Annotated in this window: 14 protein-coding genes; 6 read left to right on the forward strand and 8 right to left on the reverse strand. The window is 33.2% G+C overall.

Annotated features, from left to right (window positions below; genetic code table 11):
• Window positions 1-118: 118 nt before the first annotated feature.
• Window positions 119-1,666 (forward strand): IS21 family transposase, encoded by a 1,548-nt coding sequence (gene istA / locus ACWATA_RS25745; protein WP_141235330.1) that lies wholly within the window; start codon window positions 119-121, stop codon window positions 1,664-1,666.
• The gene (gene istB / locus ACWATA_RS25750; protein ID WP_060746201.1) at window positions 1,663-2,421 is read left to right on the forward strand and encodes an IS21-like element helper ATPase IstB; all 759 of its coding nucleotides are present in this window, start codon (window positions 1,663-1,665) and stop codon (window positions 2,419-2,421) included. Before istA ends, istB begins: the two co-directional genes overlap by 4 nt.
• Window positions 2,422-2,699: 278 nt before the next feature.
• Here the strand turns inward: istB and ACWATA_RS25755 are convergent, their stop codons facing one another.
• The 7 genes from ACWATA_RS25755 to ACWATA_RS25785 all read right to left on the reverse strand — a co-directional run bounded on the left by ACWATA_RS25755 (window position 2,700) and on the right by ACWATA_RS25785 (window position 7,891).
• Window positions 2,700-2,882, reverse strand: coding sequence for an aspartyl-phosphate phosphatase Spo0E family protein (locus ACWATA_RS25755; RefSeq protein WP_098590586.1), 183 nt, complete (start codon window positions 2,880-2,882; stop codon window positions 2,700-2,702).
• Between the two features lie 549 nt (window positions 2,883-3,431).
• Window positions 3,432-4,289 (reverse strand): MAG6450 family protein, encoded by an 858-nt coding sequence (locus ACWATA_RS25760; protein ID WP_473050346.1) that lies wholly within the window; start codon window positions 4,287-4,289, stop codon window positions 3,432-3,434.
• 1 nt (window position 4,290) lies between these two features.
• Window positions 4,291-5,352: a DUF3696 domain-containing protein gene (locus tag ACWATA_RS25765; RefSeq protein WP_473050347.1), complete on the reverse strand. Its 1,062-nt coding sequence runs from the start codon at window positions 5,350-5,352 to the stop codon at window positions 4,291-4,293.
• Window positions 5,312-6,487 carry a GmrSD restriction endonuclease domain-containing protein gene (locus ACWATA_RS25770; RefSeq protein ID WP_473050348.1) on the reverse strand — a complete coding sequence of 392 codons (1,176 nt, stop codon included), beginning with the start codon at window positions 6,485-6,487 and terminating at the stop codon, window positions 5,312-5,314. The genes ACWATA_RS25765 and ACWATA_RS25770 overlap by 41 nt, the downstream gene beginning before the upstream one ends.
• 351 nt (window positions 6,488-6,838) lie before the next feature.
• Complete coding sequence (locus tag ACWATA_RS25775) at window positions 6,839-7,117, reverse strand: hypothetical protein (protein WP_473050349.1); 279 nt, start codon at window positions 7,115-7,117, stop codon at window positions 6,839-6,841.
• Window positions 7,118-7,406: 289 nt separating this feature from the next.
• Window positions 7,407-7,721, reverse strand: coding sequence for a hypothetical protein (locus ACWATA_RS25780; RefSeq protein ID WP_473050350.1), 315 nt, complete (start codon window positions 7,719-7,721; stop codon window positions 7,407-7,409).
• Window positions 7,718-7,891, reverse strand: a complete 174-nt coding sequence (locus ACWATA_RS25785) for a hypothetical protein (protein WP_473050351.1) — start codon at window positions 7,889-7,891, stop codon at window positions 7,718-7,720. The genes ACWATA_RS25780 and ACWATA_RS25785 overlap by 4 nt, the downstream gene beginning before the upstream one ends.
• A gap of 668 nt (window positions 7,892-8,559) precedes the next feature.
• On the opposite strand from ACWATA_RS25785, the gene ACWATA_RS25790 reads away from it, so the two are divergent.
• The 4 genes from ACWATA_RS25790 to ACWATA_RS25805 all read left to right on the forward strand — a co-directional run bounded on the left by ACWATA_RS25790 (window position 8,560) and on the right by ACWATA_RS25805 (window position 14,365).
• Window positions 8,560-9,024, forward strand: a complete 465-nt coding sequence (locus tag ACWATA_RS25790) for a restriction endonuclease (protein WP_224357676.1) — start codon at window positions 8,560-8,562, stop codon at window positions 9,022-9,024.
• Entirely contained in the window at window positions 9,014-9,508 is a 495-nt protein-coding gene (locus ACWATA_RS25795; protein WP_473050352.1) for a DUF4652 domain-containing protein, read from the forward strand. Before ACWATA_RS25790 ends, ACWATA_RS25795 begins: the two co-directional genes overlap by 11 nt.
• Window positions 9,509-9,949: 441 nt before the next feature.
• Window positions 9,950-13,033 carry a DUF8426 domain-containing protein gene (locus tag ACWATA_RS25800; protein WP_473050353.1) on the forward strand — a complete coding sequence of 1,028 codons (3,084 nt, stop codon included), beginning with the start codon at window positions 9,950-9,952 and terminating at the stop codon, window positions 13,031-13,033.
• Window positions 13,034-13,045: 12 nt separating this feature from the next.
• Window positions 13,046-14,365 carry an McrC family protein gene (locus ACWATA_RS25805; protein WP_473050354.1) on the forward strand — a complete coding sequence of 440 codons (1,320 nt, stop codon included), beginning with the start codon at window positions 13,046-13,048 and terminating at the stop codon, window positions 14,363-14,365.
• Window positions 14,366-14,538: 173 nt separating this feature from the next.
• Here ACWATA_RS25805 and ACWATA_RS25810 read toward each other — a convergent pair whose 3' ends face one another.
• Window positions 14,539-14,886, reverse strand: coding sequence for a GNAT family N-acetyltransferase (locus ACWATA_RS25810; RefSeq protein ID WP_473050355.1), 348 nt, complete (start codon window positions 14,884-14,886; stop codon window positions 14,539-14,541).
• Between the last annotated feature and the right edge of the window lie 136 nt (window positions 14,887-15,022).

The following is a 15,022-nucleotide window of genomic DNA, read 5'->3' on the forward strand; positions in this document are numbered from 1 at the left end:
ATAATTGACAGTTTTTGCTCAATGTAATTTTACACTTTTGCTTCAATAAGCTAGAACTCTAGTAAAATAATAGAAGGTGTTATTTTACTGGGGGGACAGCGTCTTGGAGGAGAAGTTAATGCTTTATTTAAATATTCAACAATTACATCAACGGAAGTTTAAAGTATCTCAAATTGCACAGGAGCTCAAAGTATCAAGACCAACCGTTTATAAATATTTAAAAATGACATTTGAAGAGACAAAAGCATACATGGAACAGCTTCAAGGCAAAGGTAAGAAATTGGATCCCTACAGGGATTGGATTATCGCTTGGCTTGAAGAATACCCTCATCTCAGTGCAGCGCAAATCCACGATTGGCTCTTAGAGCGTTATCCCGATTTAGTTGTTGGCGAGAGTACAGTAAGAGCATATGTGAAAGAGATGCGGGAGATTTATCAGATTGAGAAAAAAGTAATAATTCGGCAGTATGAAGCAATCCCTGAACAACCTATGGGTAAGCAAATCCAGGTGGATTGGGGAGAAACGAAACAGAAGACAACTGAAAAGAATGAAATTAAACTATATTTCATCGCTTTTGTCTTAGCTCACTCTCGATACAAATACATGGAGTGGCAGGACCGGCCTTTTACGACAAATGATGCCATACGATGTCATGAAAATGCATTTCAATTTTACGGAGGACGCACAGAAGAAATTGTGTATGATCAGGATCGTTTAATTACAGTAAGCGAAAATTCAGGTCAGCTACTTTTAACTTCTGAGTTTCAAAGCTATGTAAATGAACGTAAGTTTAAAGTTCATTTATGTCGTAAGGCAGACCCAGAATCAAAAGGAATGATTGAGAACGTTGTAAAGTACATAAAGGGAAATTTCGCAGACAGCCGAGTATTTAGCAATATTGAAGATTGGAATAACCGTGCGTTACAGTGGCTACATCGCACTGGAAATCAACATGTTCATCAGACAACGAAAAAAAGACCAGCTGAAGTGTTCCCCGTCGAAAAGCAACACTTACAGCCCGTCTCTTCACCACTCTCATACGAAAGCGTCATTACCCCAAGTATAACAAGGAATATTAGTAAGGACAATACAATACGGTTTAAATCAAACCGTTATTCCGTTCCTCTCGGAACGTATAGTGCAGCCTCTGATAATGAGGTTTTTATTGAAGTCACTTCGAGCCAACCGCCAACGCTGATTATCCGTAAACAGTTAGAGGGAGAAGTAATTGCTGAACATAGCATTAGTAATGAAAAGGGAAAGCTTATTCAACATCTACATCATATCCGGGATCGTTCAAAAGGTATTGAAGAATTTAAGCAACAACTGGTTTCACATTTTGAAGATCAGGAACGTGCAACTTCTTATTTAAATGAAATTTGTTTAAGATACCCACGGTATCGGCGTGATCAGCTCATAATTATTCAAAACGTCATTGAGAAATATCCAATGTGGATTGAAGCCACTTTGACTAAATGCATGATAGATAAACTTTACAGCGCCAATGACTTTCGGGATATAGCAAACCATCAAAATGCATTACAAACTGAATGTACCCAAAAGGTGAAGCCTCCCTTTATAAAACATTCAGGTAAAGACAACATCATAGTGACAACTCGCTCCCTTACTACTTACACAAGTATTTTAGGGGGTGAACCACAGTGAATAAGACTGTAAATGACTTGCAGGAGCACTTTCGCCAATTAAGGTTATCGGAAACAGCTGAGGAGCTACCAAAGCTCCTACGTGAGGCTGAAAAATCTTCTTGGACGTATTTAGAATTTCTTGAATCTATCACACGTTATGAACTGAGAAAACGTGAAGTAAAGAGTTTAGAAAGAAGAATGAAGTGGGCGCACTTCCCTTACGTGAAGTCATTAAGTGAATTTAATTTAGAAGAGCAAACAGCTTTAACGGGGCGCCAATTGACCCAGCTCGCAGAGCTAAACTGGCTTGAGCAGCAGTATAATTTAATTTTATTGGGACCGCCAGGCGTTGGTAAAACATTTTTAGCAATCGGTTTGGGAATTGAGTCTATTCACAGAGGTTTCAACGTCTATTTCGTAACTATGGGTGAGCTTATTCATCTTTTAAAAACGGAAGAATTTCTAAATAAATCAAAAGTGCAGCTAAAGCGATTAAGAGGCGCCGATCTGGTCATTATTGATGATTTAATGTATATGGCAATGGATCAGCGAGAAGCAAATTTGTTTTTTCATTTAATTAATCATTTGTATGAACGAAGTTCCATCATTCTTACATCCAATAAAAGCCCTGAACAGTGGGGTGAATTAATGGGAGATCAGGGAATTACCACTGCGATTTTAGATCGTTTACTTCATCGTGTAGAAGTCATTCATATGGATGGAGATAGCTATCGAATGAAACATCGAAAAAGTGTATTTTCAGCTGAAGTGTAAAAAGTAAATAAGCAAAAAGTGTAAAATTCTACTTGACGTCTACATCTCCACATATGCAGCTTTTTATACATCCTTGATTTAACAACATTTCATTTCGAGGTGAATGAAGAAATCATGTATAAAAAGCGCACCTTTTATACATATGCTAACCCTTTAAAATATAGTATTTTTGGAAAATATATATTATAATGTGTTTGCACATGCATTTTATAGTAAAAAGCCACCTGTCCTGCAAATACCGGGTGGCTTTTTATTTTGTATATATTAAAAATAGACAATTAATCATTTATATTAATTTCTTCTAATTTATTTAATAACTGGTCTACAAATTGACTAATCAAAATCGTATTATCGCTAGTAAATCCTTCTTCTAACCCTATTTCAATCATAAGTTCCCTCGCTGCTTCTATATCTACAAGTAGAGCCTTCCTTAACATACTGTTGTATCTGTATCTCTGCAATTATGTACTCACCTATCTCTCTAAGTTGTTAAGTCTTTATTTAACAATAACTGGATTTTTACCATATAACAATAATTGTTCTTGTAAAATCCAATTAAGAGCGTAGAATGACGGTTTTAGGGTTTTAATGGTTAAGTTTTTATACTTAATACATATTTTGATTGATAAATTAGTGGAAAATAATAGAGTTCGTAAAAGTATACTTTTACGGACGTTACATTTATATAGGAAATCTATCATTTTCATAGTCCGTTTAAGTTGAAAAGGAAATTACGAACGTCTTCTTATGATCATATACTTTTACGAACATTTCTGATATAACGAGAGTAAGAAAAACATAAGCTGAGTATAAAAAGGATAATAATGATGAAGATGTAAAAGAGTTTTATATATTAAATGACCTATTACATTAATTTTGGCTTATATTAATGTAATCATATAGATTTGATAAAAAGGGGGGTATTAAACATTAATTAAAAGGGCTAGATAAACTCATAAAAAAGAAGCCCCTTAAGATTGAGAAAAGGCTTCTTTTTTTATAATTTTATATTAGCCATTATCGCTGACACTGTGATCGGTTTCAAACCTTAAAACGTAAAAAACACCTTCTTCTCTATAACCAAAACAACGATACTTTTGACTAGTTCTAAATTTGTATATCTGTTTGTCTGAAAAAATCGAGTTTAGAAACCAATCAACTTTCTTTGAAGGCTGGTACTTTTTATAATCTAAGCCGTCAGCCCGCATTATATTTTCCCAAGTCATTTCACTAAACATTGTAAAGGTAGAAATAAAGGCTTTTGCTTCTTCATCACTTAGAATACTAAAATTATAATCTTTTTCTAGATGTATAAATGATAAATTTGTCCCTTCAAATCTATGATTACAATAAGTTTCGTAATCTAAGAGATCATATTCATAAAGCAATTCACAAAGTATTAGAGGTTGGTTAATATTTATAAGGTTTATATCTTCATTATTTTTTTTAATTTCAATACTTCCATTTTCAAATAAATCGTTTTTGAAGGATAAGACTATCTTCTCTCTCTCACATGCTTCTGCAAGTGAGTAGCCATGAGTATCTTCAGTAAATTCACATATATATCGATCAGAATTTACATGTCTCTGATTTTCATGCCAGAATATAGGATCAGACATGAGACTATTCAGTAATTTTTTAAACCTTCTTACTTTATCATTACTCCTCGTGCTCTTGTCTTTAAATGCATCATATAAGCTATGATCTTGTGTCACTTTATAATTGTACAGTTCTTGATGTTTCACAAACGAAATGTTTAATTTATCCATTAATTTTTGTGTTGTTAATAAATCACCTAAAGAATCGTAAAACTCTTCTAGATTATTGAAACAACCGTTTAGAGATAATTCATTAATTATAATTTCCATACTATATCCCCAACAATTCGTCTAAATCATCATCAAATTGATCAAAAAGACCTTCTTGATGGTTTAAGACTTTACCATTATTATTAAAATCAATTCTCACTGATTTAGTGACCATTTCAGTATCGTCTATCGTAAAGAAGTATACGGAAACATTATCCTTATCAATATTTTTTTTATAAATAGATTTTCTTACTCCATTGAATATATGATCACTATGTGTTTCAATTACAAACTTTATTCCGCGCTCAGAAACAAAAGTCAAAAATTCAGTTAATTTTGATTGCGCTCTTGGATGTAAATGGATTTCAGGATTTTCAATAATTATTAAATCACCTTTTTGAGATGTCAGTGCACTAACAAGAATTGAAATTATATAGCTTAACCCTGATCCAATGTTTTTAGGCCTAACGTATCTATTGTTGACAGATAGAAATTTTGCCTTAATTTGATCAGTATCTTTGATGTCTTCTGTCATTAATTCGCTATTCACGATATATTTCAACCAGTAATTTAATTGTAAAGCAAGCGTTGACCCTACATTTTTATCCTTAATTAAATATTCCTCTATTGGATTTTGCTTATGTAATTCATAAAAGTCTATTGCATACTCTCCTAAAATTCCAAAATCATTATACTTCTCAAAGTTTTTTTCATATATATCTTGAGAACCTATTCTTTTTGAGGAGAGATAATGTATTCTCTTGTTTCTTTGGTGTAGGTAATTATTAAGTTCATTTTCACTTGGAGTTATTTCACATTTTACAACTTCATTATCTTCAAAGAAGTTAAGTGTTGTATGTTCAGATACAGAATCTAAACTAATGGAGAATGATTTAGCATTTCTAATGAAGTTTCTAGCATCGGAAAACTCACCTAATGAAACTAGTCTTCCATTTAAAGGAGAACGTCCATCATCTGTTATATTTTGAATTGCAAGTAATAAAGCTTGGATTACTGTAGATTTCCCCGCAGAATTCATTCCCACTAGCAAAGTGAAATTATTTAATTCTAAAGTTATTTTATCAAAGCTCTTTAAATGGTTTATAGTCAACTTCGTTATCATTAATAATCTCCTCTTTCAATTCCTCAAGCATACTAAATATTTCAGGGATAACAATCCCTCGGCCTCTGTCAAGCGTAAGTAGTTTGTTTAACTTGTTATTGATTAACAAGTTAATACATTTTTCCTTTAAATAATCTCTGTTGGTAGTACAAAATCCCTCACTAAATTGAGAAAATAAGTAACTAAAGGCCTCGAATAATATCATATTTATAGGATTCTTTTTATCACCATTTGATAATCTTCTAAATGCATCTTCATTAAAGACAATAAAGTTATTTTGCATAGAATTTTTAAACATATTAGATAATTTCTCAATTCTTTCTTCATTACATCTATTTAAATATTCCATAGATTTTCCTAAGAACTCATCAATGTCATTTTTATATTCAATTAAATTACCGTTTGGATCAACAAGTAAGTCTTTTTTCCATAAATAAAATGAGATAAATCTTAAAACAAGGTAACGGTCTTTCATTCTGGTCGAATTTATAGAATTACTTGTAACAGTCTTGAATATCTTCAAATTCACTAACCTACTAAGTAAAACAGTTGATTTACCTTGATATAGTGCGTTTCTCATTTCCTGATTATTTAAGGGGGTTCCACCCCGATTTACTCTATCAAAAATATCAAATTTTATTCTATCGGGTGTAGGAGGCTTAATAACTTGAGCAATTACTTGAAAATCTTCTAAGCTTGCCTGCATTTTTTCCTCAAGTTCACTAAAAACCAAACCATTGAGAGATTTTAATACTTTCAAGTTTTTTAATTTAAATTCCTCATTTAAAAAAGAAAAAAAAGTAGTTAGCCTTTGCCTGCCATCAACAACTACCAAATTTCCATCTTTCGTTTCATTTAAGTAAAATATTGGAAGTGGTATTCCCATCAATACTGACTCAATTAACTCAGATTGCTGATCCTTTTTCCATACTACTTCTCTTTGAAAATCAGGGTCCAATATTAGTTGTTTTCTTGTGTATTTACGGTTTAATTCAAAAACAGAATATTGATGTCGTTCTACTTTTATATTTGCCTCAGGATAAATATCGTCTGTATCGTCTGAATTATCTACTACCAGTAAATTGTCATCTTCGGTCTCAAAATTTTCTAAACCATCAATTATACTTTCTTGCATAAAACCATCACCTTCCTTCTAGTCAAGAAAAAAATTTTGTTATGTATTAATTCCATCTAGATTTCTCACTAAATCATCTTATCATTAATTTGTACCTGTATTAAATTAAATAATTAATTTTATATTAGATTTATTTATAATATATTATAGAAGATACAATAAAGTGTAGAATTCTAATATTTTTACTACAATTTAAGAATTTTTGTTAAAGAGTATGTTCTTTATTATACAGTTTAGATTATATAGGAATGCATTTAATAAAGCATATAAATTGGCATTACTTATTTTCAGTTTGATGCAAATTCCTTAACAACTAATTACTAATGATAGAGTAACTAAAGTGAACTTATATTAAAAATCTTCTTGCATGTGAGCAAAGTTATTTTCTAAATCCTCTTCATCTTTAAAGGTAGTGTAATAAGGTACATTATCTATTGAAATCCCCGATATATCTTGAGCATTCATTTTATATATTGAGTAATACGTAAACGGGTCGTTAAAAATCTGTTCTAAATCTTTTGCTATTTTTTCATTTTTGGTTAAGTTATTATAACCATTGGTAATATGTGGAATATCTAACAGATACCTTCCTTGACTTGTAATTTTAACTAGATCTAAATGTGCCAGCACTTGGGCCGTTTTTAAGTGGTTAAACCTAATGCAAGGAAATGATATTCCTGGACCTTCTTCAAAATCAGAATAAGGATAATAATTTTCATACTTGTTAATTAGATTCTTTAAGTTTTCTTCTACATAGTTTATCTTATTGTTAGAAATTTCAAAGTATTTATCAATAAGTATTCTGCTTTTATCAATATGATCATTTAACTTTGCCGATTTATGCAGGATATCTATATCATCAACTAATTGAGGAAAACGTAAAATATACCCATACAGGTTTTTGTTTATTTTCCCACTATCAATTTAAATTAGAATAAACAAACCTATATAATTCATCTTGATGAAAAATTTCAGGATTGAGAAGCCTGTAGCCCGCATCATTTATAAAACTTTTTATTGGAACGCTCATGCCATAGATTACAGGCCGGGCACCTAAGTTAAGCAATTGGTTTTTATCAAAAACTATGCAATAATTACTTATTTTCTCTCCCTTTTGCATACGATTTATACTACTTTTTATAAAGTCAGCAATAGGCATTTCGCTAAAGAAAACTGCCAGATATTTTCTATATATGGTACGAACACCTTTTCTATATGACCATTCAGCAATCATTTGCGAATTTCTATAATTCTTCTTAATATAAAAAACGGTGATAATCTATCACTTTCCACAATCTCTTCTAACCAAAATTCTATAGGATACATTTCAGAATTAAAGTCATGCCTTAAATTAATTTCTTTGACAAAGTGAATAAGATAATTGGACAAATCAAAACGTTCCATCTTTCTCCCCCTATTGAATAGAAATAACCTAGAAGCCTTTTATAACAACATTATCCAGGATTTACTATAAAAGATATTCAAATCTACCAATCACAAATGCACTTCCATTGATTAAAGCATTTCTTTCTTAAATAAGCACCTTTCTTTTTATCGTAGGCCTTTTATAAAAATAAATTTCTAACGGAAATATATCTTTATTTATTACTTTTTTAAATTTGGAACATAAGATTTGTCATATTTGCAAGGCTCCTTGTAATGTTCTACTTTAGTCCTTGAAACACTTTCATATTTATCATCCATTTTATAGGGGAATTAAACAACTTGTACAACCATCAGTATACAAAAAAGCGATCTTTACTTATATTACTATCTCCTCTTCACCTACTACAGTAGTGTTTACCTTTATTTCTTGAGTGTACAGACAATCTTACTAAATTAGCTACATAGTATCTAAAGAATTATGACATTGCTTAATTAGTCTCCAGTTCAGCAGCCCTGCAGCGTTAATACAACCTTTTTAGGCATCAGTAATATGTGGTCTTTGCTGTAGATATACTTTTCTCTTTAGATTAGTTATAATTTCTTTTAATATTATTGTTATAAAAATACTTTAATTTTTTATCAATCATTAGAGAAGTGTTGTTAGACTTTAGAAATGAGGGGAATTAATGATAGAGTGGGAAAAAGTTGATGCAAGATATTTCGAGAAATTTGTGTATCATGCCTTAAAAGAGTTAGGTTTCAAGAATAGACAGTGGTTTGGGCGTGCTGGCGGGGATAAAGGTAGAGACGTAACAGCTACGTGGACTGAAGAAATCCCTTTTGAAATGTCTTATGAGAGAAAATGGATTTTTCAATGCAAACGTTGGAAAGCAGTTCCTACTTCTGCCAAAATATATGAAGAAATTACAAAAGCAGCAGAGCATCAACCTGATCATTGGGTAATGGTAATACCTCTAGATCCAACCCCTAATGTTATGGACTATCTTACTCGCATGGAAGACAATTTTAATTTTAAATTGTCTATAGTCCCTAAAGCTCAATTAGAAGAAATATTAGACGAATATCCTAAACTTATGAATGTATTAAAAGAAGGCCATTTACCTGGAGGGATTGAAAACGATGAAGCTTGAGTACGATTATGATGAGCAGATTATATACATAGAAAAAACAGATGGAACAAAAGAGATATTAGAAGACAATTTTCCTTCTGAACCCATTATATCACCTGATGAAACAAGAGCCGTTTATATCACTCCACTAGAATGGGAAACTTTAGGGAGTTTGTACTTGTTTGATTTATTATCTGGAGAGAAAACTTTATTGATAGGTCCAGATGAAAGTAGTAACATACCCAAAGGGGTCAAGTGGATAGATAATCACACTTTGGCTGTAATTATAGGTTTTGGGTATGGAACTATTGCAATTGGTGGAAATGTATTTACTTATAATATTGAAACAAGAGAAGTAATTCGTGTAACAGATTATGATAGTAGCATACAAATAACAAGAATCAATATTGATCAAGGTAAGAAAAAAGCCCACTTAGAAGGTATTAGATACGTGGATAAAAATTTATCAGAATTCGAGAAATTTTTGCAGGAAGTTCAACTATAAAACATTATAATTATATAGTTATCCGACTTAATTAGGAAAAAGGCAGCCAAATATACGGTTGCTTTTTTAGTGAAATCTAACATCTAGAAGTACGTTTAATCTTCTTAAATTACTAATTGTATTTAAAATATATCTGATTCTGTAATTCCTGCGGATGATTAATAATTTGAATTAGGGAAAAAGCAACATGGTATTGTAAAAGGTAATTATATGTGTATAAACAATTACACTCGTCCGGCGTATTTGCTATATGTTTTTTTTGACCACCTTTGAAAGTTAATATTAGGGATTACAATGAATATTTGGAACGATGCGATATTGTGAAGAGAACGAATATGGTATGATTCTAATAGTGCAAGATCTCCTAAATATGGAATAGTGATGGCCTTACATGAAAGTACAAAATTATAAATAGAATTAATCCAACAAGAGGTGACCCTGATGAACTTGCAAGATAAAATCGATAAGAGGTATCCGCGATATTATCATTATGAAGTGGATATTTCAAAAGAACAGTGGAAGGAGCTTCTTCAGGATTCTAGCATTTTTAATGAGAACAACCTTGAGCATATGAAATGCCTTTATTCCTTTGACAATCATGCGGCTACCTGTAAGGAAGTCAGTGAAAAGCTAGGAGGGACGGCTCAATACTATATTGGTTTAGCTACCGGATTAGCGAAAAGAATTGCAAAGAAGCTAGAAATTGAAAGATTACCTGCGAGAGATGAGACCGATGCCGATGTGTATTGGTATATTCTCTTTTATGGACAAGAGGTAACCGATCGGAAAAGGGGAAATTTCGAATGGAAGCTTCGGCCAGCACTGGCAGAGGCATTAAAGGAATTGTATCCCGATCTGGAATACCCTAAACCTATGATCATGAAAAAACTAGAGGATGCTCCCGCAGCGATATGGCTTGCAACCGCAATACTGGCCTATGAAATATTTAATCGATCCGACAAACCAATAAAAGAAATTATGTATTTTAAACAAAGTAATATTCAGAAAAAGGCTCAAGAGCTTTGTAAACAAAGTGTTGACCACGCTAGAATTTCCCAATGGTGTAACGCAGATCACGATAACCATACATATAATTATCTTCGACAAGGAGAGAGAGCAACTAGGCGGCTTTCCTATCATGGTGAGTTCAATGGTTTGAAAGAACAACCTGAACTAAATGGAGATAATCTCGTTCAAACGTCTTTAGGTTTTAAGACAATAAAAGAAATAAAACAGTTTATTGTCACGAGTTACACTCCTATATTTATTAACGAGAGCTCAAACGTTCTTATGAATAATATCAAATGTATTTCAATTTTAGATTATTTAGATACCTATGGCGGGCAACCCTATGAGAGCCCTGAAAAAGCAGAAGGACCTAAAAAACAACATTTTTTGGATATCAAAGCTGCAGGTAGTGCGGCCGTCAAGGAATTAGATAAAATGGCTGAATTATGTGAAATCCGATTTGGGCTGAAGAAATATGGAGTTTCTAAATGGTTAAACGGAGGGAACAACAGAGCCAGGAAGTATCTATGGAGGCAGCTTAAGCTGCCCGGGTATGAGGAATCCCCCACCAGTTTGTCTTTATTTGCTGAAATTGTGGACGAGCAGGCACGATTCAAATTTTCCGTTGAATTGAACGAGGCTCAGAGTACAAAAGAAGATTATTTGAAGCATCATCGTCTTTTAAATAAAGATATCTCGGATGCTACGGATAAATTATTCTATATTTTAAACGGAAACCAATCAGAAACAGAAATGCAAGAACTAAGTCTCTCTACAGAAGAAATTAAGCAGAGGGTAGAGAACGGTACATATAAAAAAATACAAATGGCTCGTGTGATTACTAGAAGTGATATTAAAGAAGAGTTTTATGATGATCCTGGAATTGTTTGTGGGATGTTACAAGCAGTGGAATCCCTCATGCCTTATTATCAATTAGCAGTTGGAATTGATATAAACAATGAGGGCTTTACGAAGTCAAGAACTATTGACGGGGGCAATGGAGGGAAAGGTTCTATGGAGAAAAGTAATAAGAATATGATTTTATATGGTCCTCCAGGGACTGGAAAGACCTACAATACAGTTACATACGCGGTTTCTATTATTGAAAATCAATCGATAGAGACAATTCAAAGTGAGGATTATGCTTCCGTTTTTGAAAGATATGCATTTTATAAATCCCAAGATCGAATCGCGTTTACCACCTTCCATCAATCCTACGGTTATGAAGAATTTATCGAAGGAATTAAGCCAGTGATTAGTCAGCAGGGGGAAGAGGCTTCAACAGATATCCAATATGAGTATGCCTCTGGGATCTTTAAGAAATTTTGTGAGAAAGCGAAGGAGGTAAAGGTACAGACCTCCTCGCTCCAAATTCGTGAAAATCCAGTTGTATGGAGTGTTCTCCTCGGAGGCACAGGTGAAACGGATCTCAAAAAAGATTGTTTTGAAAAAGATTATATTAAAATTGGTTGGGCAAATATCGATGAAAAAGTAATAGACGAAACGGAAAATTTGAATGATAAAGAAAGACGAATTTTATTGAATTTCCAGGAGGAAATGCAGGAAGGAGACCTTGTTTTTATCCCAAAAAGCAACACATCGATTGATGCCATTGGAATAATCACGGGACCTTATGAATACGATTCTTCCTATAAAAAATATCCAAGGACGAGAAAAGTACAATGGATTAAGACCGATATTGATGAGAATGTACATGATCTCAACAAGCAGACTAAGTTAGATCGAAAAACCGTCTATCCGTTACGAAAGATGGACTTGAAAAAAGTAACCTCCCTCATTGAGAAATATGCGCAGAGTCATGAAATTAACGTGGAGGAAAATCAAGAGCCTTACATATTTATCATCGATGAAATCAATAGAGGAAACATTTCTAAAATATTTGGGGAACTGATAACCTTAATAGAACTTACGAAAAGATTAGGCGAAGATGAGGCTGCAACTGCAATCCTGCCTTACACAGGAGATGAATTTGGAGTACCAAATAATGTTTACATTCTTGGTACCATGAATACAGCCGATCGATCGATTGCTCTGATGGATACGGCTTTAAGAAGAAGGTTCAAGTTTATTGAAATGATGCCAGATGAAAATATCCTAAAGACTTTAAACATTGAGGATGTCGAAGGAATCGATGTGCCGCAAATGTTAAAAACAATAAATGAACGTATTAAGTTTTTATATGATCGCGAACATACAATTGGTCATGCCTATTTTACCTCTCTAGCAAAGGATCCATCGTTAGAAAACCTGGCCAGTATCTTCTTGAACGCAATCATTCCATTGCTCCAAGAGTATTTTTACGAGGATTATAGCAAAATTCAACTTGTGTTAGGAGATAATGCTAAAGAGAATCCAGCCTATAAATTTATTTTGGATACAGAACTCAAAGTAAAAGAAGTATTCAAAGGAAATCCGGATATTGAATTGCCTGAAAAAAATTTCTTGATTCAAACGGATGCTTTTTATCAATCAGAAAGCTACAAACTAATCTATTAAAGTGGTGAAAAAATGGACAAGCTGTTAGAAGTTCGTGAGTTTGAGTCCATAACCTGTAATGAGGATTATCGAAATGATCCTGACTACAAGTATTTAAACCAAGAAACCTTTACGGAACTTGAAAACTTTATCTTGGCTTTCAGTGAGAAAAACCAAGCCGATGCTAATGCGATGGATTTTTTGAAAATTAGTGTGCGACGCCATGTAGGCAAGGTGATCCAAGCGAAGAATTATGTAGGCCTCATTCAAATGAAAAATGGGTTTCAGGTTCAAATCCTTCCGAAGGTATCCTCTAGTGAAATGGAAGAAACGAAGAAAACGTTCTTACGAATGCTGCTGAGTATGAAAGACTTTCCAAGCAAAGTGTTCAATGACGCGAATTTAAAAATGGACCGAATGAATCTCTATGAAATCTTCATCAATATGTACATTCAGGAAGTGCGTCATCTCATGAAAAAGGGGTTACGTTCAGCCTATCTATCAGTCGAAGATAACTTGAATTACTATAAAGGAAAATTAATTGTTCGAGAGCAGATAAAGAAAAATCTCTTTCATAAAGAGCGATTTTATGTGGGATATGATGAATTTAGTGTCAATCGGCCTGAAAATCGATTAATAAAGGCTACGTTGTTAAAATTGCAGAAGGTATCAAACAGTGCAGCCAATATAAAAGAGATTACGCAGTTACTTCCTCATTTTGAAATGGTTACACCTTCTACTCATTATATGAAGGATTTCTCGCACGTTATTATCGATCGCAACACAAAGGATTACGAAATGCTGATGCGCTGGTCAAAGGTTTTCCTATTGGATCAAAGCTTTACGACGTTTTCTGGTCATACGACAGCAAGAGCGCTGCTGTTTCCAATGGAGAAAGTCTTTGAAGCTTATGTTGCTAAGAACCTGAAGCGAGTATTAGCTGACCTTCTATGGGAAGTATCTACCCAGGATAAAGGGCATTATTTATTTAATTCTCCAACACAATTTGCTCTGCGACCCGATCTTGTGATCACACGTAAGGATCAAAGTACCATTGTTTTAGATACAAAATGGAAGTCACTCACCAGTCAATCACGCCAAAATTACGGAATTTCACAAGCAGACATGTACCAAATGTATGCATACTCAAAGAAATACAACACACCGGAGATTTGGCTGCTATACCCAGTAAATGAGGAAATGCAGGACGCCGAAATCAGCTTTGAATCTTATCAACAGAACCATGGAGTCGAAACCAAGGTGAGCCTATTTTTTGTTGATGTCACGAATATTGAAGACAGTCTTGGGGCGTTGAGGGAGAAGTTGATAAAGAAAGTAACACTGAAGGAGTAGGTAGGCTGAAATAGGTCACCTGCTTCTTATTTATAAAAAGACTGAATGAAGAAATGAAATTAAACTACACTTTTAACTGTAAAAATAAAGGTTAAAGAGATCTAGAACTGTAATTTATTTCTAAATCCCTCCCAGTACAACAATTGTCCCCAAAAAATCTTTATTACTAAAAATCAAATAATCTGTTGTATAGAAAAATCTTCTCTTTTTCCACTATTTAACATTATTTGGGTTACTTCTTGTTCCATCGCCCATTTTTCTGCTCCGTGGATTAATTTCCCGCCAACTCCTTTACGCCTGTGGTCAGCGCCTACAATGAAAGAGCCAATTCTAACGTAGGAACTACCATATTCATAAAACAAGTTATGACACAATCCAAACATTCCAACTGCCTTGTTATTCAGTTCAGCTACTAAAGTATAATAATTAAGTTGAGACTGGATATTGCTAAATCTACTCTTTAACTTTTCTAAAGAAGTCGGATAGCCAAGCTGTTTCATTAAATGCACTAATTGAGGCACGTCTTTTTTTAAAATTCCCTTACTTTCATAATTTTCCCCTTTAACTCTTTAGTCTTTGTCTATAATAAATTCTATAACTCTAATTAGAATCCTCTGAGAGTGACTTATAGGGCATACAAGGTTAGTTACCATAATC

The organism is Priestia sp. USM5 (assembly GCF_058323215.1).

Coding starts and splice junctions, on each gene's coding strand:
- istA (WP_141235330.1), top strand. CDS start 119: ATGCTTTATTTAAATATTCAACAATTACATCAACGGAAGTTTAAAGTA.
- ACWATA_RS25760 (WP_473050346.1), bottom strand. CDS start 4,289: ATGGAAATTATAATTAATGAATTATCTCTAAACGGTTGTTTCAATAAT.
- ACWATA_RS25765 (WP_473050347.1), bottom strand. CDS start 5,352: ATGATAACGAAGTTGACTATAAACCATTTAAAGAGCTTTGATAAAATA.
- ACWATA_RS25770 (WP_473050348.1), bottom strand. CDS start 6,487: ATGCAAGAAAGTATAATTGATGGTTTAGAAAATTTTGAGACCGAAGAT.
- ACWATA_RS25780 (WP_473050350.1), bottom strand. CDS start 7,721: ATGATTGCTGAATGGTCATATAGAAAAGGTGTTCGTACCATATATAGA.
- ACWATA_RS25785 (WP_473050351.1), bottom strand. CDS start 7,891: ATGGAACGTTTTGATTTGTCCAATTATCTTATTCACTTTGTCAAAGAA.
- ACWATA_RS25790 (WP_224357676.1), top strand. CDS start 8,560: ATGATAGAGTGGGAAAAAGTTGATGCAAGATATTTCGAGAAATTTGTG.
- ACWATA_RS25795 (WP_473050352.1), top strand. CDS start 9,014: ATGAAGCTTGAGTACGATTATGATGAGCAGATTATATACATAGAAAAA.
- ACWATA_RS25800 (WP_473050353.1), top strand. CDS start 9,950: ATGAACTTGCAAGATAAAATCGATAAGAGGTATCCGCGATATTATCAT.
- ACWATA_RS25805 (WP_473050354.1), top strand. CDS start 13,046: ATGGACAAGCTGTTAGAAGTTCGTGAGTTTGAGTCCATAACCTGTAAT.